Below are 21,344 nucleotides of genomic sequence, written 5' to 3'. Positions count from 1 at the left end.
CCTATAGGGTCCACTTGCGGGGGGTGTAATTTGTCAGACTACGGATCTCAAAAGGCAAGGACTTTCAATTGACTACTTCTGAATGGATTGTTATAGGACGAAGCGACAAACAAATCCCCATGCCAGTATATTGGAAAGATTTTGCATTTTAATTTCCCTAGGAATAGGAACGAAATGACCTCACCCAATAAACAGGAAAGAAGTGTAAAAGATATCGCTTGCCCGTTGGTGTTGATTTGTGGGGATTGAAAATGTTTACAGTACAAAGCTTTTTATGCTCCCAGGGAACATACAATTTGAAAAAATGATAAATATCATGCATTTTCTTTGAAAGATGAACCAAATTAGCCTTTATAAACTGGTCATCTTTTTGAATTTATCTCTTGCAGGGCCAAAAGGGTGTCAATTAAGAAAACACTTTTGAGCTATTTAGTTCAGCGAACCAAAAATTGATATGACCAATAAATTTCTCACCACAATTTTTTCGCTATTCTCTTTTGGCCTTCTAATAGGACAAACCATTGATGCCGAATTATTGGAATTGGTTTTTTCAAATAATGGGTATCCAGAAAGATTTACAAAAGCGGAAAATGGGTTTTATTTTACGGCTGACGATACAGAAATATGGTTTACGGATGGAACGGTTGATGGAACGCGATTTTTTGCTAAATCCGCGCAGTCAAATGGTATAGGTTTGATATTACCAGTGGGCAATATTGTTTTTTTCATTGAGAAAAAAGACATTCGAACAGATGAATTATGGGTAAGTGATGGTACGGAGGAAGGAACGATTCAACTAACCAACAGAAGTTTAGCCTTCGCTCAAGATGGATTAATAAGGAATATCCTCGCCTTGGAAAACAAAGTTTTTTTTAGTGCCTATGATGAAACACTTGGGCATGAAATATGGGTGAGTGATGGTACTTTAGATGGGACCTTTGTCCTTAAGGACATTAATAGTGGTGAGGGTGATAGTTCTCCTTTTGACTTTTTTGATTTTAATGGAAAATTAATTTTTAAGGCATATACCGTTGAATTTAGTACAGAGCTGTGGATGTCCGATGGAACATCCGATGGAACGGTTTTACTTAAAGACATAAATGAAGGTAATCAAGGATCGGTTCAAAATACGTATGGGTATAAGTCTTTTGATGACAATTTTTATTTTTTTGCCAATGACGGGGTTACAGGAAGTGAACTCTGGAAATCGAATGGAACCCCGGAGGGAACTACCTTGGTTAAAGATGTATATGAGGGCAACTCCAATAATTCCAGTACCAACAATTTTTACGGTGGAGTTCTGAATGGAAAATTATTTTTTTTAGCTGATGATGGAATTCACGGCACGGAACTTTGGCAAACGGATGGAACTTCAGAGGGTACCTCACTTTTTGTGGATATTGTAGAAGGGCAATTCTCGTCCTTTGGCTATCCACCACAATTGATTTTTTCGGATTCAAAGGCTTTTTTCCATGTAACGGATAATTTTAGTAGAAATGAACTTTGGGTTTCCGATGGAACTTTAGCGGGTACGAGTTTCTTAAAAAACACGTCGGTCAACAATTTGACTCTTAACGAATTTGGAGAGTCAATTTTCTTTTTTGGTGACAATGGTTCCAATAACAAAAAAATCTTATGGAAGAGTGATGGTACTCCACAAGGTACCCAAGTCGTTTCTGGTAAGGCAACTTCTTCCAATACCAGCGCGCATAATAATGATATTATTGCATTAGGGGGTAACGCTTTTTTTGCTGCTGAAACGGAGCGTAATGGAATAGAACTTTGGGTTTCCGATGGCACTGATGGGGGTACCTCCCTTTTTTATGACCTAAATAGTACTTTCGGTGCTAATCCTTCGTTGCTTACCACTGTTGGAGATCAGGTTTATTTTAGGTGCAATTTGTATGGGGTTTTTGGCCTTTGCACCTCCGATGGCACAATTGAAGGAACCAAACCACTATACGTATATCCAAATGGGCATTACATTGATGATGAATCAGAATTCATAGCATTTGATGGAAAGTTGGTATATATAGCTACTGACGGAATTCACGGCTATGAGCCATGGATCAGTGATGGTACTTTGGAAGGTACGTTTATGCTAAAGGACATCAACCCAGGTACAGTTAGGGGCTATGATGACAGTATGGTTAATTTCAATTCTCTTGAATCCTTTTCAGTAATTGATGGAAAACTGTACTTTTTGGCATTTGATGGTACCAAAGTAGGACTATGGGTTACCGATGGTACAACTCATGGAACCTATGAAGTTACGGATTCTTCGGTTACTGCCTCAAGAGGTGGAAATGGTTCAAGGACTTTCACAGGTTTCAATGATGAGGTTTATTTTTTCGGAAGTGGAGCTTCGGGAAGCGGTTTGTACAAAATAGACCCAAATTCGGGTGAAAATCGTTTTGTCCACCATTTTGTCGCCATTGAACATCTTTATGCAACAGGTAGTGGGCTTTTTGTTATCCAGGATAATGGAGGGAGAACTTATCCTGAGGAAGCAAGAGAGCTTTGGTTTTCCAATGGGACACATCAAGGAACTTTGTTCCTTCAAAAATTAGGCAATGATCGAATTGACCACGCCGCTATCTTTAAAAATGATTTCTATTTTTCCGCACGTATTTTTGATACGGCGAACCGCGCATTATTCAGGTCAGACGGAACTGTTGAAGGCACGTATACATTATATGTAGGGGACATTCCGGTTACAATGCCACTAACCAATAATCTGGAAACATGTGGCGAGTATTTATATTTTGGATTGGAGAACAGTTATGGGTTTATGAGACAACTTTGGAGGACGGATGGAACTGTGGACGGTACAATCCCGATTGTGGATTACTTGGATAATTTCGTCTGGATCAGTGAAAAAACTTGCTTCAGGGCTAATCTAATTTTTATACAGAGCGATGGTTCCGGTAGGATATGGTTAACAACGGGGGATCCGAATGAAATTTATGGTTTGGATGTCAATGTTATAAATGGTTCTTCATCCCTAAGTACAATCTCTCACTTGACTGGGGCTGAGCATAGGGTCTTTTATAATGGATCGACCACAATTAGTGGAACGGAACTTTACGCCGCATATCTTTTGCGTATTGGGGCAGACAATAATCTTGTCGATACCGATGATGATGGTGTTGTGGACTTGTTTGATGAATGCCCCGGGACCTTGTCCCACATGGAAGTCAATAGCGTGGGCTGCGCCGAAAACCAATTGGATGACGATAATGATGGTGTAACCAATAACTTGGATCAATGCCCAAATACCTTGCCCAACGATGCTGTGGATGCAAATGGTTGCTCTGGGGCAGACATATTGGATACAGATGGGGATGGCGTTATTGACTCCCTTGATTTATGCCCCCTAACTCCAATAGGCGATTCTGTAGACGAAAATGGTTGTGGACAAAGTGAGCTGGATGATGACGAGGATGGGGTTATGAATGATAGGGATTTGTGTCCTGGAACACTGCCCATATACACCGTTGATTCTGAAGGATGCCCAATTCTCTTTGAGTTACCTTCAAACAATTTCAGCATTGAAACCATAGGGGTAACTTGTGTGAATAGGAACAATGGACAGTTATTGATTGCAGCCAACGAAAATCATAACTATGTTGCAAGCATTAATAATGATGGGTATAACTTCACCACAGCGCTGACAATTCAAAACTTACATGCAGGAAAGTATGAACTTTGTATTACCATTACTGACGAACCGGATTTTATTAGCTGCTTTGGTTTTGAGATAGCGGATGCCCTGGCAATCTCAGGTAAATCAAATTCCTCTATTTTAAATCAAAAGCTGGTTGAAAACATAGAAATGTTTTCGGGTACCCCTCCATATAAGGTTTCCGTTAATGGAAGCCAACAGCTCACAACCATGTCATCCTCATTTTCCATTGAAGTCAATAATGGAGATTTAGTGCAGGTAACCTCAAAGTTTCCATGTGAAGGCTTTTTTGCTAAAAAAGTTGAAATGACCAAAGGGGAGGTGAGCTTTGCGCCAAACCCTACTGTGGATGATGTTTACATTTATTTGCCCAAAAATCATCCAACGAACATTACGGTAAGAATTTATAATTCAAACTTTCAATTGGTGGATTCAGGCTTATTTGAGGTCTCAGAAGGGATTTTAAAAGTTTCGATGGAAAGTTTGTCCTCCGGGCTTTATTACATAAAGATTGGAACGGGTAACCCCATTGCACTTAAAATCATGAAGAAATGAAAAAAATGATTATTTTTTTGTGCTTATTTACCTTAAATGCTTGTAGTAAATCCGGTGGGGAAGATGAACCTGAAATTGTACAAGAACCCAAACCTGATTCCGAGGTAAGGAATACAGCACCTACAACACCTACTACCATTTTTCCAACAAATGGATTGCTTTGTACGGATAATCCTTTGGAATTTAAGTGGGATCCATCAACCGATAAAGAAGGCGATGCGATTTCTTATGAAATTGAGTTGGCCGAGGACAGGGCGTTCAATAGTATTATTGAAAAGACAACCGTATCAGAAACTACAGTAACATTTACCCTTGAAAAAGGTGTTCAACTCAATTGGAGAATTAGAGCTAAAGATGACAATGGCGAATATAGTAATTACTCATCTTCATGGAATTTCTATACCGAGGGAGAAGGGATTGCAAATTATTTACCTTTTACACCTACTCTAATCCATCCAAAATCATTTTCTAAGGTTGAGGAAAATAATGTGCTCCTTGAATGGTCTTCCAGTGATGTGGATGGGGATTTGCTGTATTATGACATTTATTTTGGAGAAACCACCCCTCCTGCCTTAATAGAAGAAAATAGCGTTCCATCGACACATGAGGTTTCAGTGACTCCGGGCAAAACCTATTATTGGAAGATTGTTGTAAAAGATAACAATGGTGGCGAAAGTATTGGGGACATCTGGATTTTTAAAAGTTAAAAACAATCAAGTGCCAATGAGACATTCTTATCTAATCTTTGTTCTTTTTTTTATCTCTTGTAGTACAGATAGTGACCCGGTTACGGTCATTGAGCAAGAAGACCCGCCAAAACCCAATTCAATACCGGGAAGCTTCAATGTAACAAATGTCACTTTTGAGGGAAGTACGGTAACCATTGATTGGGAAGATGTAATAGATACGGACAATGATCAAATCTATTATAAACTCTATGTAGATAATGCCCTAATAGGTGATTATACTGAATCAATTGCCAGTGTTCAATTGCAGTACAATACAAGTTATGTTGCCAGGGTTATTGCCACCGATAAGAGAGGGGGAACCGTGGAAGCCAGTTTGAATTTTGATTCTCCCAAAAGCAAGATTCTCTTTTATTCGGAATTTAATGGAATGCTGACCGCTTTTGATCTACATACCAAACAAGCGCTTTGGAAAGAGGCCACCTCCTTTATTGAGACACATTCCATCTACCAAGATGTTATCTATTCTGGCATTAATGGAATAAATGGATTGGATATTTTAACTGGTGAAATTGTGTTTACGAGTACGCCTAGTATTCATAATAATGCTGAATACAGAAATATCATTGCGGATAAAGACAATGTTTATGCGTTTAATACCAGCTCAGATCTATTCTGCGTGGATCGCATTACTGGTGAAAAAATATGGGAAAGGAGTTTTATGAATTATTATGCACCACTAGCTATTGATGACAATAGGGTTTTTGTTTGTAGTAGAAACAATGATCACATATATGCCATTGATAAAATAACAGGAACTACCGATTGGAGTCGGCAGGTAGATCCTAATTCAACAGGCGCTGCATCTCGCATAAATACCAACCCTTTAATAGTAAATGAGAACATTTACTACGGGGATAACATTGGACGTTTTTATTCGGTGAACAAGAATACCGGAGAGAAAAATTGGAGTATAAATGCAGGAACGTTCAATACTTTTTTCCCTTCCCCAACTATTTTTGAAGATCAAATCATAACCGGTACATATCATAATCTCTACTCCTTTGATATTACCACAGGAAGTCAAAACTGGGATTATAGCCCTTCAGGTTCGCTCCAAACATCTCCCTTTATTTACGACAACCGAATATACATAGGCGTTTCAGGAAATGGTAGCGGAGAGCTGGTTTGTTTGGATGCAAAAAGTGGTCAGCTAATATGGAAGTTTGATTTGGGAAATGAAACAACCTCTTCACCGATCGTTTATGAAAATGTGGTATACATTGGGGACTGGAGTAAAAAAATATACGCAGTAAGGGCAGATACGGGTATTTTGGATTGGGAAACGAACACGGATGAAATTATAGCTAAATCTTTAACCCTAGTGGAAGGAAGTGGAGATATCGTGGTTTACCCTTCCGTACATGGTTTAAAAAATTAACGGACAAAACAAAAAAGATGAAATCAAAAAGTACTTATTTACTATATATCTTTTTTATTTTATGTGCCTGCAGCAAAGATGAGCCAGAAATAATTACGATTATAGAACCTTATGTTACAGAGCCTTTAAGCACAGAAAACTTAATAACTTCCTTTAGTTTAACATTAAACGATGAAGAACAGTTTGGTACTATTGACCAGTCTGCCCGATTAATTTCTTTCGAAACGGCGGGAGCGGATATCAAAGGACTGCGTCCAAAGATTGAATATTCCAATAAGGCGTCCGTTTCTCCCCCACCAGACGTTGAACAGAATTTTGAAGAGGAAGTGGCCTATACGGTTTTAGCGGAAAATGGAGATTCAAATGTTTATAGGGTTAGGGTTGACAATAGGCCACTAAGTAATGCCACTGATATTTTATCTTTTAAGATTACTTTGAATGGTCAAATTATAGAAGCAAATATTGACAATGAATTAAGGGAGATAAGCTTCAATGCTGGATTAATGGATATCAGCGATATAGCTCCGACTATTGAAATTTCCGAACATGCGAGGATTTTACCGGAAAGTGATGTCGCCCAGGATTTTAATGACCTAAAAAAATATACGGTTACCGCAGAGAATGGAGTTGAGGTTGAATATAAAATTATAATTAACAAGCCTAGGATTACTGGTTTTAGAACCGTCGTTGGAATTTTCAGTAACAACCCCATGCTGCTTTATACAGGGGCTGACATGGTAATCAATGGAGAATTTCTTGATATGGACGTGGATAACTCCGAAGTTTACTTTTACGACGGGCAAAATAAGTTCCCTGTTACTATATCCAGTATTCGGAAAACTGAGGAAGAGTTTGTTACTTTTTATTCCTTAAGTTTCCAAATACCAAACGACATTCCTTCAAATCCCAGTTATAAAATTGTTTACGAAGCAAATGGCCTTATAGCCGAATCGGAAGGTATTATTGATTTATTGGCAGAAAATGCTCCCAATCCCGTTTCCCTAAATCAGACGCTGTATCAACGAGATGATTTATTGGAATTGTCAGGGGAAAACCTTCCAGATATGATTGCCATACCTTCAAATGGCTCCCTTTATCTTATTGCCAATTCAAACAATTATGATCTAATGGTAAATGATGAAAGAACTCTATTAACATTAACATTGAATGGTTATTTTTTGTTTCCATCTTATTATGCTAGAGCTGAAGAAGAAAAGGCCATTACTTTGATTGGGCCAAATCGAAGAGCGGGTGCTACAATAAAGGCAGTTTTTGATTAAGGGATTATTCTCACGACATAAGCCAGTTTTAATCTCTTAATTAATTGTCACATCAAGCATGTAGCAATTAGCTGTTTTGGATTGAGTTATCTCCTTTTGAAGAATTAAGAAAGGCACGGATTTTATTTTTAAACAAGATAACTTTGAACTTGTATATCGCTTGCCATGTAAATGGGCAGTATAAAGATTTGGAAGGAAGTTTCAATAGAGAACATTTCTACAATTGAACAGCGTACCCAATAGAATTTGGGTACGCTGTTTCCAATGATTATTTGCTTTTGGGAAGAACCAATGGGTAACAATTCCCAAATAGCTACATCAGGTATCACCCTGTGTTTTTCAATCCACCGGATAGGGTATTGACCAATAACAAAAGCATGAGCAATAGTTCATTGGCTTCCTGTGGGTCACTTTCCTTTAGCTTGCGCCATTTTATGAGTGATTCCATTTGTATTTCATGGAGTATGCCCAGGGCCTCTTTCCTCAGTCTGTTGTTTTCCAATCTCGAGATTCTTCGATCTTCAACAGATGAACCCATGAGATTTTCAATCTGTTTTAAGCAAGTATCGTAATCGGTAAGGATAAGTTCCATGAGTTCCTTTCTTGTATTGGCATCGGTTACCTGATCGGCAAAAATTTTCATAATTTGTGTATCCGAATTCAAGAGATTGGTCTCGATTTGAATTAAACCGTATTTCAGGAATGGCCATTCCCGGGCCGCAGTCTTTAAGAATTCAAAATCCTCCGGATGCTGCTCTTTGAACTTGCCAAAAGCCTCACCAGTTCCAAACCATCCGGTAAGGTTAAATCGCGATTGGTTCCAACTGAACACCCAGGGAATGGAGCGAAGGTCGTTAAGGGACCGCTGACCGGTTCTTCGTGCCGGCCTGGAACCAATTTTGCTTTGTTCCAATACATCTATAGGGGTGGCCTTGCTATAGAACTCAATAAATTTAGGGTGGTCCAGCAATTCCCTGTACTTACTGCGTGCCATGGTTACAAGACGGTCCATGATGTCATACAATTTTTGCTCTTTTCGTTTGTCCGAAGAGCGCATTGCCTGCCGGGCCGTTCCTGAAATAAACATCTCCAAATTGTAACCGGCGTTCACGCGATTCGCAAACTGATTTGCAATGGTCTCGCCCTGTACGGTCATCTTTATATGCCCACTCATGGAGCCAGGGGGCATACTTTCCAAAAAGCGATGGATTTTACCTCCACCTCTACTAATGGTTCCACCCCTTCCATGGAAAAAACGAAGCTTAACGTCATGACGGTCACCTACCTGTGTCAGTCTTTCTTCTGCCTTGTATATGTTCCATCGACTGGTCAATATTCCACCATCCTTATTGCTGTCACTATACCCCAACATCACTTCTTGTACAAAAGACGTTTTACCTTCACGTTGCTCTTTCACAGTGGGATGGGTTAAAAATGCCTCTAGGATGCTTGGGCCTTCCACCAGATCATCAATGGTTTCCAGAAGTGGCACTACCGGAAGTCGGGCTTCTTTGAGGCCCACTTCGCGCAAGAATAGAAAAACAACAAGCAGGTCGCTCAAACTACGGGTCATACTAACGATCACGGAACCAATGCCATCTGCCCCGTACCGATCAACATATCGCTTTACCTCCCTAAAATACCCAAGTACATTATCCGCTTCCAGTCCACAGGAGGTATCCGTGACCAGAAATGGACGGTTACTCTGTAGTTCTTCATTGATAAAGGACAACCTTTTTTCCTCATCCCAGCTCGAATAGTTTGCATCTTTAAAGCCGGAGGCTTTTAGTATTTGTTCAATGGCCTTCTCATGATAAGCACTGTTCTGCCGTATATCCAGCTTTGCCAAATGGAAGCCAAAGCAGGCCAATGAGCGTTCCAGGCGAAAGAGGTGCTGCGTGGCAATACGATCGGCCTTTAAGTGTATTAAGAGGGCCCTTAATTCCTTTAAATCGGCAGCCAAGGCGTTGGGACGCCCATAATAGCTATCCTCACCAAGCTCGAAGCGTTCTGCCATGGTATTGTCCAAACGAACGATCATTAAATTCACAAACTGCCGAAGGGGTTCTGAAGGATTGCGTTCCACGGCCTCCTGTCCGGCTTTGCCAAGGGCTTTTGCCTGTACCTTTAAATCAGAGAGGAACTTCGCTGGAATGTCATTTAAGAATTCCGAAAAACTGAGCTTTCGGGCCAATTGAACCAATTCCTTTCGCATTATCTTCAGTGCGGCCTGTCGATGGAGCTTTAGGGTATTGGCAGTGAAAGCTGGGGTAACATAGGGATGCCCATCCCGATCACCACCTACCCAGCTTCCAAATTGCAGATTGGGAAACTGTTCCGGCCATTTGAGCAGTTCCGTAGAAAATCCGGTATATTTCCAAGCATCGAGTAAACGCTGGTCCGTGAGGTGCAACGCTTCGGGAAACACGTTGACAAAATAATGCATTACATTGCTGCGTTCATCTTCCAATCTGGGTTTTTGTAGATAGATTTCACCCGTGCGCCACCAGCGTTCCAGTACACTTTTAATTTCTTGTTTAATGACTTCCCGCTCAGAAGCCGACCAAACCGGGTTTTCATTTTTCACCAACAGTACATAAAGTTCGCGGTGAATATCCAATACGGTCAACCGCTTGGCTTCCGTAGGATGCGCCGTTAACACGGGCATTACATTTACTTTGGATAACAAGTCCACTATTTCTTGCTCTTTGAGTCCCGATGTTTTCCAAAGTTTTAAGGTCTCTCCCCATGACCCACGGATGTTTTCCAATCCAAACTGGGTTTCCGTTTTTCGCCGGAATTGGGTAGCCGCATTTTCTTCCACCAAATTGAGCAACTCAAAGGAAATTCCAATGGCTTGTGCAAGCTTTCCATTGGAGACCTTGGAATGATTTAAAGATGATGGGTTACTTTCGGAGGGGATCATTGCAGCTATGTCGTCCTCTCCAAGCGAATACAGCATCTCTTTAAAGGTGGAAACGAGATAGTTAAAATCCGTCCTTATTTTTAGAAGCCCTTCCAGCTCAAGTGTTTTCTTTTCCATATAGTATTTGTGTGTATTAATTGATTTGCCTAATAGTTATTGTGTTTATCACTCTTTGTTTCTTTTAAAGAACAAAGAAAACGTGTGTATTTTATCCTTGCGTTGATAATCCAATTGAAATCCATAGATTTCACATATTTTTTGATTGATGGCCAAGCCCAGTCCAAGGGACTCTTTTACCGAACTGCCTTTTTGAAACCGGTTGAACAGTTTTTCGGTGGCTATCTCGGAAATCTCGCCGGTATTGATAATTTCAAATTTCTCCTCGTTCAAAGCCATTTTTATCACTCCACCCTCCTTGTTGTGCTGCACGGCATTTTTGATAAGATTGGTGAGCAGGATATCGGCCAATATATGATCACATTCTATGGTCACGGGATTCAGTTCCGTGGATACGGTAAGATGTTTAAAGTTAATGATCTCCTCCATATGACTGAGAATGTTCCCTATAATGGTATGGACATCCACACTATCCAATCGTTTAAATTCCTGGTTTTCGATCCTCGAAATTAGGGTCAGTGATTTTCCTATTTTTGAGAGTTTATTGGTTTCTTGATAAATAGCTTGCATCCGCTGAAGTTCCTTTTCATCAAGGTTTTGGCTCTCCAAAAGCAAGACCACCTTGTTTCGGATAATGGCTAGGGGAGTCTGCACTTCATGTGAAATGTTTTCGTTGAATTCCTTGAGGTTCTGAAAGTCTTTCTTTACTTGATGTATCAAGTCCGTAATCACATGGTTCAGCTCTTCGAACTCTATGATATTGGAGCTTTTAAGGTGGATGGGTTCCTTTTTGGTCACATCATATTGTTTGAGTTTTGCGAGGTTCTTGAAAAAGGGGTTCCATGCCCATTTATATATTTTACGATTGATGAAGTAAAACCCGAGGGCCAGCAATACGATAATAAAACTGGTGGTTACAAAAAGCGTCCATATGAGCTCATTGATTTCCAACAGAATATGTTTGAGGGAGATTTTTACGGGTTGGGAATTTATGGACGATTTGAACGTGTAGATGCGATAAGGGATGTTTTTGTCAGCATAGGCTTCATACAATAAGGTATCCCTGAATACTTCATTGAACGTTGAACCTTCTTTTACAGGAACGGTTTGAAACAAATAATTGGAGGTGGGAAGTGCACCTTCTTCCTTAAGATGAAAATCGATACGTTCACGCTCGTGTAAGAGGAGTTCTTCTACCTCACCGTTCACCAAATATTGAATAAGGTAATAATCCATGGAAAGCATGACTGGAAAAATAAGGGCCAGAAATAGGAGATAGTACGTATTGGTCTTTCTGACGAGGTTCATTCGCGATCCGTGAATTTGTATCCAACACTGTAGATGGATTGAATATAGTCGTTCCCGCCCAATTCGGCAATTTTTTTCCTAAGATTGGCCAGATGGGTGTAGATGAATTTGTAAGAGTCCGCCATTTCAATGTCATCCCCCCAAAGGTGTTCTGCAATGGCCTCTTTGGTCAAGAGGCGATGTCTATTGACCACAAAAAAGTGAATGATGTCAAATTCCTTTTTGGTGAGGTTCAGAATACGGTCATGGATAAAAACTTCATAGCTGTCCGGTTTAATTCTGATTTCGTTGAAAAGGATTTCCGTACTGCCATTGTAGACTTTTCTTCGGTAAAGGGCTTTGATCCGTGCGTTGAGTTCCGCCAGATAAAAAGGTTTGGTCAAATAATCGTCCGCACCAATTTCCAATCCATGGATTCTATCCCCCACTGCGTTTTTCGCCGAAATTATAATAATGCCGGCATCAATACTTTCTTTTTTTACCTCACTTATGATATCCAGACCATTGCCATCCGGAAGGGTAATGTCAACAACTAAAATATCGTACGGAAAGAACCCTATTTTATCATGGGCACTTTTATAGTTGGGCGCTATTTCACAGATGTTTCCTTCCTCCTCCAGAAAACCTTTGATGTCCCGTAGCAGTTCCACATTGTCTTCTATTACCAATATTTTCATAGTAGAAGGGTTTCAACACATCCATTTTATGGTCCAAATGTAAAGGGTGTACGCCAAATAAAACATGACATTTTACCGACTGGACATCAGCGTTTGGATTTGTAAGGTGTGGTGGTTTGCAAGGAGTTATCCAGTCGGCAGTCCGGTCATCGTAAATATCATTACAAAAAGGGCAACCGTTTCCACGATACCAATGATCATAATGTACTTGGCCGTATCGCTGGCACCGGAAGCAATGGCATCACAGGCCCGAGCTCCGGTCTTCCCTTGAAATATGGCAGAACCTGCCATAGCTGCCCCGGCCACAAGTCCAATGATAATTTGCCAAAGATAGGAGTCAGGTGCGAGGTTGGCATCTGCAATCGCATTTTTAAGGATCATACCATAAATGACCTGTGAAAGCGGGGCCCCTACAAAAATAAGTAGGGCCGTTGCCGCCTTTTGTCCGCTGGTAATCATTTTTTTCCAGGCTCCTATAGCGGCCATACCGGCTATTCCCGTTCCTATTGCAGATCCAATTGAAGCAATGCTCAATGACATTCCCATATCACCAAGTCCTGTTACCGTTGTTGTCAAAATTGCCATACCTACCATAATCTAGAATTTTATTGATTTTGTTTTTTATCCTGTTTGAATGGATATTGTTGTTTTGTTCTTATTTCTGTTTTCCGGGGAAATGAGTTTAAAGGGTTTATAGGCCTCACCTGAGAATTGGACTCCCAGATGTCCCGCAAACTCCAACATGTTCAACCGGATACCATGAACCATGACGGCCATCAAGGCCAGGGCAATGTTCAACCCATGCCCCAACAGCAAGGCAATGGCCGCCATGATTAAGTTCACAATACCCATACCTGTCATTCCTTCCGGTAAAATCATATTGTTAAAACTGGCTGCAACCGCAGCAGTGGCCATCCCCACGGCAAAGAGCCTTACATAGGAAACAATGTCCGAAAATCCGCTGATCAAGCTCAGGGGCAGGTTGGCTATGGAAACTCCCATACTTTTGAAAAAGTTTTTGCTTTCCACCGAAAAAAGGGCTACCAATGCTGCTCCCCCGACAAATAACCATAATCCCCAATCGGGCATGGCCTTGCCAAGTACCAATTGTTCAGTGATCAAAAAGAGGCCCCATACCAACGCAATCCAACCCACCTCGCTCAGTGCGCGAATGGAATTGATGAATTGGAACACTCGAATACCATGGGCAATCGTAAGATGAATGGCCCCTATCAAAAAGGATAGGTGCATCATAAAGGAAATATTGTCCGCCCCAAAACTTGCAATTTCAGGAATGATCAAGTTGTTGAGAAAGGGGAGGGCGGCTATTTGTTCAGCTCCAAAATAGGTGCCGCTCAGCACCCCCCAAATAATGGTGGTCCCACTGAGCACATAGATTAAAATGCGCATCTGGGCCGTTAATTTTTTTCTAAGGAAAAAAGTGACCAATAAAAAGATCAGCCCATAACCTGCATCACCGACCAACATGGCAAAAAATAGGGCAAAGGCAACCAAAAAATAGATGGAAACGTCCACTTCCTTATACCCCGGCACAATATCAATGAATTTCATGACCGGATTGATAATACTGATCCATTTGGGGTTCTTGATATAAACGGGCACGTCCTCCGGTTTTTCGGGCTCTGCAATATGGTATCCCCAGTGGTTTGCTTCTGCGGCGGCAATAAAATTGTCCTCAGCAGTTCGGGGAATATAACCTTTGAGGTATTTTAACCTTCCCTCAATGTCCCCCATACCTTCCAATGCCTGTTGTGTGCTCAACCGATCTTGTAAGTGCAGGTGGTACGCTTCAAGCCATGCGATATTTTCGGTTTGGTCCTCCAGGAAATTCTCCACCTCGGCCAATTGCCGCTTTTTTCTTTCGATTTGCTGACTAAGGTCCCCAAAGGATGCCCTGGGCAGGGATTCTTCCTTATGGTTCAGTTTCTCGGATTCATTTCGGGCAATCAATACCAGGGGAATCCTACCATCATGCTCCGGGAACCTCACTATAGTGTGTTTTTGATCTAAAGTGTCGGCTACCGATTTGTCCATAAGGTATAGCCGGAGGTGAAGGCCCTTCTTTTTTAGGTAAGGAATGTCCTTTGTAACTACATTTTGGCCCCAGATGCCGTACCAGTTCAACTGTTGGCTGAGTTCATCAATTTTTTCCTGACATTTTTGCCTGATCTCCCCGGTCTGTAAGACGCGGTCCACGAGTTGTTTGGGATCCTTGGTAGTATGTTTTACACGGTTGGCAAGGTGACGGTTCTTTGGCACATGGTCCCTTAAAAGGGAAATGGCACTTTCCGCACGGTGTACCGCTTCCAAACGTCTTTCTACGGTTCCATTTCCAGGGCGGTTGATTTCCTTGATGTCCACAACGCCCAATTCACCCAATTGCAAAATGGTATCATCCACGGAGCGCGCGGTGGTAAAAAGCAATATTTCCTTCATCCTTACGATCATACCACGACTTTTTTCTCCTCCTTTTTCTTCTTTACCAGTTTGGCGCATCCTATGGCCAGCCGTTCCACATCACCAAGATAAATCTCAATTTTTCGGATGTTATCCTTGGTCTCGGGAATAAATACTTCCTTAAGGGCATTTTTCATCCTTCGGGCCTCGGCCAGTTCTTCCCAGAGGAGTTCCAGATTTCGTTCCTCAATCTCGACCAGTGTACGATTGGTTTTCTGTTCCTGGATCACTTGTACGGCCACATCTACCCAAAGGGGAGTGCTGAAAAAGTCAATTTCGGCATCTTGAAAGACAAGGTCCTCAAATACCTCAATGGACACTCCTGCGATTTCCCTTTTTTTGGTGATGACACGTTCCACCTTTACGATTTCGGCCAGGTCAATTGTCTCTTCCGCCATGACCGCCACCCATTTTTTTGTTCCTTCATTTGTGGTAGCGATGGCCTGCTTTAGTCTGGCGATGGTATTTTCTATGGTCTGTACCACCTCCTTTAACTGCTGTTCCTTCATTTCAAAGACCGGCAGCGCCGTATTGTATTCCTTAAGCTCTGTTTTTAGGGCTGCCAGCGTATTTTTGTTCATCAAAATCTTATCGGCCATCTTCTGTCTTTTTTGTGCTGTTCAAAAAATTGGCATAACCCTGTTTTTCATCAAAGCTCCACCAGCGGAGCAACAGTAATAGTTTTAGCTTGTAGATGCATAAGGCCGCAAAATCCGTGTAGTGCCCCATGGAAAGTTCTTCCAGTTGGTCCCATTGCAATTTTAAGAGTTGAATTTCCTCTTCCAGAGGTGTACCGGGTACTAAGGACAATGGAAGTTTCTTTGTTATGGAGGGGTCTGCTCCATTTTTCCGGGCGATACGCAATTGCTGTACGCCCTTTTTAAGTGCAAACACATAGGTGGAAAATATGGCCAGGACGCTGTTTTTACTTTTTTGAAAGGTTTCGGAGTGAATGGTTGCCAAATTGATCTGTTGAAATATGCGATGACTACCGGAACTTAAAAACTTACCGGCTTCCCCATCCAAAATGGCAATAATGCCTTTCCCGGTTTCGGAAGGACCTGCATATTTTTGAAAGATGGAAACTACCCTGGAACGTTCCTCATCCGTGTCTTTAAAAGATAGATGTGGTAAGCTGCCCATCACATATTCCAGGTTTCCCGCAATCATGTATCCAAATCGTTTTTAAGGAGGTTCACCCACTTTGGGCTAAGATGGGCATTCAACAGTTCCGCTACTGCGTTTGGCGAAATTTGGTAGCTCCACCCTTGATCGGTCTTGGTAATCGAAAATCCTTTGAGCAGACTGGGATCCGTGATGATGGAATCCAAATTGTCCATCGCCTGCAATTGCTTTTGGACTGTTTTGGCCAACTCCGTTTCCACATTTTTGGAAAGTGTTAGGGTGACCCCACTACCCACATTCGCTATGGTATTGGTGATGGCCTGTTCCATTAGTTTAGGGGTAAATTGGGCCTCCACCTCTTTTTCCAATACTGTTTTGAGCAATTGCAGCAAATCGTTGCGCACCGAAACGGTAAGATCCCGCGCCGCCTGCTTTAAGGCACCCTCACCTTTGATCAGCGTGGCCTGCGCTTCTTTTTCAGCATTGCCCAACAGTTCCTCTCGCTTGGCTTCCGCTTCCTTGATAATTTTTTTTGCCTGGGCATGTGCACTCTCCACAATGTTTACCGCTTCATTGTCAGCTGCTTCTATGGCTTCTGATTTAAGGGTGGCAATCAGTTTTTCCAACGTGTTCTCACTCATGGATCATTTCTTTTAAAATTTTGAACTTCCCTTTTTCAGGCCAATACGCCTCAATCAGCTTGGAGGACAGCCCTACTTCTTCCTTTTTAAAATGTTGGGCAAGGATGTCCCAACATAAATCCAGGGCATCTTCCAATTCCAAATAGCGGAAAGGGTCCATCAATTCCCTTTGAAATGTCTTTCGATATTCCAACAATCGTAGGGAGTAATCGTCCTTGACCGAGCCGAACTTCTGTGCCTTTACACGTTCCTCGGCCTCTGACAGCAATCGCGCCATGGCATTCATAATGCTTCTGTGGTCGGGACGCGTTCGGTCATTCACCTGTTGTTTTAAACGGCTTAAAGAACCGAACAGTTCCAGATAGCCATCCTTCATATAAAATTGTCCTTCGGTAATATATCCCGTATTGTCCGGAACGGGATGGGTAACGTCATCCATGGTGGTTACCCCTAAAATGGTCAAACTACCCGCACCATCAATGTCGGCAGCCTTTTCATATCGGCTCGCCAACTGGGAGTATAGGTCACCGGGATATCCCTGATTTGCCGGAATCTGGTCCTGGGCATTGGCCACTTGCCGCAGATAATCCGACCATTGGGTCATATCGGACAACAATACAAATACATTTTTACCCTGTAATGCAAATTGTTCTGCCACGGCCAGGGCCAAATCAGGTACCATGAGGCCCTCTACAATGGAATCCCTGTGGGTATGGATGAACATGATGGTTTTGTTCTTACTACCGGCCTCCTCAATACGTTGCCTGAAATAATGGAATTCATCATATTTGAGTCCAACCCCTCCAATGATAATAACATCGGCATCGGTTTGGGTGGCTATATTGGCCAACAGACGGTTATAGGGTTCGCCCGCTTTAGCAAAAATGGGTATCTTTTGGGAACGTACCAGGGTGTTGAACACATCGATCATAGGTACCCCTGTACGAATCATATCTTTGGGAATGAGTCTTTTTACCGGATTGATGGAGGGCCCGGCCACCCGGACCATATCTGACATCAGTTCTGGGCCTTTATCAATGGGCTGACCGTTGCCCGAATAGACCCTTCCCAACATATCATCGGAAAATCCTACTTGTATGGGCTTTCCCAGAAAGCGAACCTTGCAATCCGTTGAAACGCCAAATCCGCCCCCAAACAGTTGTAGGGTCACCTCATCACCATCCAAGGCAATCACCTGGGCAAAAGCCTTTTGACCATTGGGATAGATTACTTCTGCCAATTCCTTGTTGTGCACCCCTTGGGCCTTAATGCTCAGAATGGCACGGCCAATGCTATCTATGTTCTCATACGTTTTCTGCAACATGCCCCATCTGTTTAAGCAAGTTCAATAGTTTTGTTTTTTGTTTGTCAAATCCCTCCTCGTCCGGTTTCATATAGTTCCAATCGAGAAAGGCCTGTCGGATAAAATTGAAATGCGACCGTATTTCTTCCTTTCCTTTGATGTCGACCGGTGTATCGATGATTTCTTGGATCATGTTGAACATTAGGCGCAGTCTTTCGGGATGGGTCACTCCATCCACTTCATGAAAACTGTTTTGTTGAAGGAATACCGCATCGAGTAATTCGGCTTTTTGATAACGAATGTAGGACTCATCGGTAATGCCCTTTTCCCCCATCAAAATAATGTTGGAGGCTATGGTTTTACCATCACGAAGCAATTCCAATAAATACGTTACTTCTTCTTGTTCCAACTGCGAGGGATATTTGGAATTACTGTCTATACGATCTATAGCGGGGTATTTCCTTGCATCGGACAAAGCCCTGGACAATCCCCAAAAAGCCCCGGTGCTCAAAAGGGTGGCCTGGGTAACCGGTTCGTCAAAGTTTCCGCCTGCTGGGGAAACGGTACCGATAATGCTCAACGACCCCGTATTGCCATCTCCTAGGATTTCAACCCCTGCGCGGTCATAAAAAGCGGAGATCAGGGTAGAAATGTACATAGGGAAGGCTTCAGGGCCTGGAATTTCCTCCTTTCTACCTGAAGTCTCACGAAGTGCCTGCGCCCAGCGTGAGGTGGAATCGGCCAGAATTAAAACGTTCAATCCTTGCTTTCGATAGTATTCCCCTACAGTGGTGGCCATATAAACGGATGCCTCCCGGGCCGCTACGGGCATGGAAGAGGTGTTCCCTACAATATAGGTACGGTCCATTAATGATTTCCCGGTCCTAGGATCGATGAGTTCTGGAAAATCCTTAAAAACTTCCACAGCCTCCCCGGCACGTTCGCCACAGGCGGCAATAATGACCACATCTGCCTGGGAGTGACGGGCCAAACTGTGCTGCAGTACTGTTTTTCCTGCTCCAAATGGACCTGGATTACAGGCCGTGCCACCGTAGGCAATGGGAAATAATGCATCCAAAATTCGGATTCCCGTGGGCATTGGTTTTATGGGTACCGACCGCTCTGTGAAGGGCATGGGCCTTTTTACCGGCCATTCAAAGGCCATCGTAAGCTCCACGCTTTTACCCGTACTGTCCTGGATCGTGGCTATGGGTTCGTCAACGGTGTAGTCGCCCTCTTTTACGATATGGGTAACGGTATGGTTGCCTTGTATGGAAAAGGGAACAAAGATTTTATGCTCAAATAATTTTTCGGGAACGGAACCCAAAACGGTGCTGCCGGTAACGGCCGCACCTTCCTCTACCATTGGGGTAAAGTGCCACTTTTGGGTGTTGTCCAGGGGATCGACCTCTAGGCCCCTTTCCAAAAACCATTCAATTTTACCTAATTCGTATAAAGGGTTCTGTAGCCCATCCGTTACGGAGCCCAATATTCCGGGACCTAATTTTACCGCCAAAGGAAGGCCTGTAAATTCTACCGGATCACCTACCTTCATCCAATTGGTATCTTCAAATACCTGCAGGTAGGCCCTATTGCCTTCTTTCACATCGATGACCTCGGATTTTAGTCTCTTGCCATCCTCAACAATGATGTAGGCCACCTCTCCATTCATAATGGCCCCATCGGTAGTTCTAACACCAACGAGCGACTCGTTGACGCTCACTACTTCCCCTTTTGCTTTGTGCATAGTATCGGATATTTTTTAGCTACCGCGTAGTTTGCGGACTTCTTCCTCTATTTTTTGATACCAAATCTTGTCCATGATATCCTTTGCGTTGTTTCTATATACTTTGGCCCTTTCCGGTTGGTCCAGCTTTTCATAAACCTTGGCCAAACCGGTATAGGCAGGTACATACATGCTATTGATGTTCAGGCAGGCTTTGAGTTGGCCAATGGCCTCCTCATAAAAACCATCTTCCATTAATTTCATAGCGGTGCCATGAAGTTCCTCGATGTTCCTAATGTTGGTTTCCAATTGTAGGGAAATGGCATCTTCGGATTTTAAGGTGAGGAAGGAGCAGGGAACTTCCCGTATTACTTTTTCGGTAACACTTCCCATAAGCATTCGGTTCAACCCGGTTCTGCCGGAAGTCCCTATAATAAGCAAATCGATCATTTTCTTCGAAATGGTGCTGAGTATTTCCTCGGAAGGATTTCCCTTGGGGATTTCCTTTGTCCAATTGAGACCGGTTAGATTGAATTCCTTCAAAAACGAATCAAATTCCTCTTTGTGCATGCGATACCTGAGTTCGTTCTCCAATTCTTTGTCCTTCTCCGAAGTGAACCAAGTGGAGCCCTGCAGTTCGCATACGGCCAGTATGGTCAATTCCGATTTGAACCTACGGGCCATCGTAATTGCATTTTTAAGCGCCCGTTTGGAAGGGTCGGAAAAATCCACGGGACACAAAATGTGTTGTACATTAAGTAAAACACCTTCCTTTATCACAAAAATGGGCTTTCCGCTTTTTTGAATGATGCGCTCGGCCGTGGTACCCAATCTAAAAGTATCCCCTTTTTTGGTTTCACCCGAACCCAACAGAATGAGATTGGCACTGACATCTACTGCCGCCCTGGTGATGGCCTCATGGGGTGAGCCAACCATAAGCAATGGTTTTTCGGCCGCTACCCCCTCATGCTTAATTTGATCAGTGGTCTCCTTCAATTTGGTCAGTGCCGTTTCGTTCAGCAATGTCCTCACCTTTTCGTTTAAAACATCATCCGGGAGTATGTGAATGGGTACAATTGTGGATTGGAATATCTTGGCCAATTCTATGGCACTGGATACTACATTTTCGGAGGACTGGCTAAAATCCTGTGCTACTAAAATCTTTTCCAAAAGTTTCATGATATCGTGCCTTTAACTAGGGTTAACAATATACGGATGAGGTACCCCACTACCGTTGCCGCAGTTTAAAACGGCCTCTTCGTGTACCATTTCCAATCTCAATAAAACTATTGAAGAATTCTTTAGAGAAACTTAAGAATCGGGCAGTATAATCAAATAATCATAGGTGCTCCATCGAAATTGAAAAAAGGGGCTTTCCAACCGCCTAAGTAGCAAG

At 42.5% G+C, this 21,344-nt stretch carries 15 protein-coding genes; 4 read left to right on the top strand and 11 right to left on the bottom strand.

The window, feature by feature from the left end; all coding sequences use genetic code 11:
- Window positions 1–454: 454 nt before the first annotated feature.
- The 4 genes from L0P88_RS01225 to L0P88_RS01210 are packed head-to-tail and all read left to right on the top strand — an operon-like array spanning window position 455 to window position 7,647.
- Window positions 455–4,240: a T9SS type A sorting domain-containing protein gene (locus L0P88_RS01225; RefSeq protein ID WP_247132827.1), complete on the top strand. Its 3,786-nt coding sequence runs from the start codon at window positions 455–457 to the stop codon at window positions 4,238–4,240.
- Entirely contained in the window at window positions 4,237–4,947 is a 711-nt protein-coding gene (locus tag L0P88_RS01220) for a fibronectin type III domain-containing protein (RefSeq protein WP_247132826.1), read from the top strand. Before L0P88_RS01225 ends, L0P88_RS01220 begins: the two co-directional genes overlap by 4 nt.
- A gap of 16 nt (window positions 4,948–4,963) precedes the next feature.
- Window positions 4,964–6,367: a PQQ-binding-like beta-propeller repeat protein gene (locus L0P88_RS01215; protein ID WP_247132825.1), complete on the top strand. Its 1,404-nt coding sequence runs from the start codon at window positions 4,964–4,966 to the stop codon at window positions 6,365–6,367.
- 17 nt (window positions 6,368–6,384) lie between these two features.
- Window positions 6,385–7,647, top strand: coding sequence for a DUF5018 domain-containing protein (locus L0P88_RS01210; protein WP_247132824.1), 1,263 nt, complete (start codon window positions 6,385–6,387; stop codon window positions 7,645–7,647).
- A 325-nt stretch (window positions 7,648–7,972) separates the two neighbouring features.
- Here the strand turns inward: L0P88_RS01210 and L0P88_RS01205 are convergent, their stop codons facing one another.
- The 11 genes from L0P88_RS01205 to L0P88_RS01155 all read right to left on the bottom strand — a co-directional run bounded on the left by L0P88_RS01205 (window position 7,973) and on the right by L0P88_RS01155 (window position 21,127).
- Complete coding sequence (locus L0P88_RS01205; RefSeq protein WP_247132823.1) at window positions 7,973–10,690, bottom strand: phosphoenolpyruvate carboxylase; 2,718 nt, start codon at window positions 10,688–10,690, stop codon at window positions 7,973–7,975.
- Window positions 10,691–10,738: 48 nt separating this feature from the next.
- Entirely contained in the window at window positions 10,739–11,998 is a 1,260-nt protein-coding gene (locus tag L0P88_RS01200; RefSeq protein WP_247132822.1) for a sensor histidine kinase, read from the bottom strand.
- Complete coding sequence (locus tag L0P88_RS01195) at window positions 11,995–12,675, bottom strand: response regulator transcription factor (RefSeq protein ID WP_247132821.1); 681 nt, start codon at window positions 12,673–12,675, stop codon at window positions 11,995–11,997. Before L0P88_RS01195 ends, L0P88_RS01200 begins: the two co-directional genes overlap by 4 nt.
- A 126-nt stretch (window positions 12,676–12,801) precedes the next feature.
- Complete coding sequence (locus L0P88_RS01190; RefSeq protein WP_247132820.1) at window positions 12,802–13,260, bottom strand: hypothetical protein; 459 nt, start codon at window positions 13,258–13,260, stop codon at window positions 12,802–12,804.
- 36 nt (window positions 13,261–13,296) lie between these two features.
- The gene (locus L0P88_RS01185) at window positions 13,297–15,144 is read right to left on the bottom strand and encodes a V-type ATP synthase subunit I (RefSeq protein ID WP_247132819.1); all 1,848 of its coding nucleotides are present in this window, start codon (window positions 15,142–15,144) and stop codon (window positions 13,297–13,299) included.
- On the bottom strand, window positions 15,141–15,752 hold the full coding sequence (locus tag L0P88_RS01180) for a V-type ATP synthase subunit D (RefSeq protein ID WP_247132818.1): 612 nt from the start codon (window positions 15,750–15,752) through the stop codon (window positions 15,141–15,143). The genes L0P88_RS01185 and L0P88_RS01180 overlap by 4 nt, the downstream gene beginning before the upstream one ends.
- Window positions 15,742–16,323 carry a hypothetical protein gene (locus tag L0P88_RS01175; RefSeq protein WP_247132817.1) on the bottom strand — a complete coding sequence of 194 codons (582 nt, stop codon included), beginning with the start codon at window positions 16,321–16,323 and terminating at the stop codon, window positions 15,742–15,744. Before L0P88_RS01175 ends, L0P88_RS01180 begins: the two co-directional genes overlap by 11 nt.
- Complete coding sequence (locus tag L0P88_RS01170) at window positions 16,320–16,919, bottom strand: hypothetical protein (RefSeq protein WP_247132816.1); 600 nt, start codon at window positions 16,917–16,919, stop codon at window positions 16,320–16,322. The genes L0P88_RS01175 and L0P88_RS01170 overlap by 4 nt, the downstream gene beginning before the upstream one ends.
- Window positions 16,912–18,243: a V-type ATP synthase subunit B gene (locus L0P88_RS01165; protein WP_247132815.1), complete on the bottom strand. Its 1,332-nt coding sequence runs from the start codon at window positions 18,241–18,243 to the stop codon at window positions 16,912–16,914. Before L0P88_RS01165 ends, L0P88_RS01170 begins: the two co-directional genes overlap by 8 nt.
- Window positions 18,224–19,969: a V-type ATP synthase subunit A gene (locus L0P88_RS01160; protein ID WP_247132814.1), complete on the bottom strand. Its 1,746-nt coding sequence runs from the start codon at window positions 19,967–19,969 to the stop codon at window positions 18,224–18,226. Before L0P88_RS01160 ends, L0P88_RS01165 begins: the two co-directional genes overlap by 20 nt.
- 15 nt (window positions 19,970–19,984) lie before the next feature.
- Window positions 19,985–21,127 carry a universal stress protein gene (locus L0P88_RS01155; protein ID WP_247132813.1) on the bottom strand — a complete coding sequence of 381 codons (1,143 nt, stop codon included), beginning with the start codon at window positions 21,125–21,127 and terminating at the stop codon, window positions 19,985–19,987.
- Between the last annotated feature and the right edge of the window lie 217 nt (window positions 21,128–21,344).

Source organism: Muricauda sp. SCSIO 64092, from assembly GCF_023016285.1.
GTDB lineage: Bacteria > Bacteroidota > Bacteroidia > Flavobacteriales > Flavobacteriaceae > Croceivirga.
Note: the sequence above shows the minus strand (reverse complement) of the source record. Positions and strands in the feature narration are given on the sequence as shown.

Coding starts and splice junctions, on each gene's coding strand:
- L0P88_RS01225 (WP_247132827.1), top strand. CDS start 455: ATGACCAATAAATTTCTCACCACAATTTTTTCGCTATTCTCTTTTGGC.
- L0P88_RS01220 (WP_247132826.1), top strand. CDS start 4,237: ATGAAAAAAATGATTATTTTTTTGTGCTTATTTACCTTAAATGCTTGT.
- L0P88_RS01215 (WP_247132825.1), top strand. CDS start 4,964: ATGAGACATTCTTATCTAATCTTTGTTCTTTTTTTTATCTCTTGTAGT.
- L0P88_RS01210 (WP_247132824.1), top strand. CDS start 6,385: ATGAAATCAAAAAGTACTTATTTACTATATATCTTTTTTATTTTATGT.
- L0P88_RS01205 (WP_247132823.1), bottom strand. CDS start 10,690: ATGGAAAAGAAAACACTTGAGCTGGAAGGGCTTCTAAAAATAAGGACG.
- L0P88_RS01200 (WP_247132822.1), bottom strand. CDS start 11,998: ATGAACCTCGTCAGAAAGACCAATACGTACTATCTCCTATTTCTGGCC.
- L0P88_RS01195 (WP_247132821.1), bottom strand. CDS start 12,675: ATGAAAATATTGGTAATAGAAGACAATGTGGAACTGCTACGGGACATC.
- L0P88_RS01190 (WP_247132820.1), bottom strand. CDS start 13,260: ATGGCAATTTTGACAACAACGGTAACAGGACTTGGTGATATGGGAATG.
- L0P88_RS01185 (WP_247132819.1), bottom strand. CDS start 15,144: ATGATCGTAAGGATGAAGGAAATATTGCTTTTTACCACCGCGCGCTCC.
- L0P88_RS01180 (WP_247132818.1), bottom strand. CDS start 15,752: ATGGCCGATAAGATTTTGATGAACAAAAATACGCTGGCAGCCCTAAAA.
- L0P88_RS01175 (WP_247132817.1), bottom strand. CDS start 16,323: ATGATTGCGGGAAACCTGGAATATGTGATGGGCAGCTTACCACATCTA.
- L0P88_RS01170 (WP_247132816.1), bottom strand. CDS start 16,919: ATGAGTGAGAACACGTTGGAAAAACTGATTGCCACCCTTAAATCAGAA.
- L0P88_RS01165 (WP_247132815.1), bottom strand. CDS start 18,243: ATGTTGCAGAAAACGTATGAGAACATAGATAGCATTGGCCGTGCCATT.
- L0P88_RS01160 (WP_247132814.1), bottom strand. CDS start 19,969: ATGCACAAAGCAAAAGGGGAAGTAGTGAGCGTCAACGAGTCGCTCGTT.
- L0P88_RS01155 (WP_247132813.1), bottom strand. CDS start 21,127: ATGAAACTTTTGGAAAAGATTTTAGTAGCACAGGATTTTAGCCAGTCC.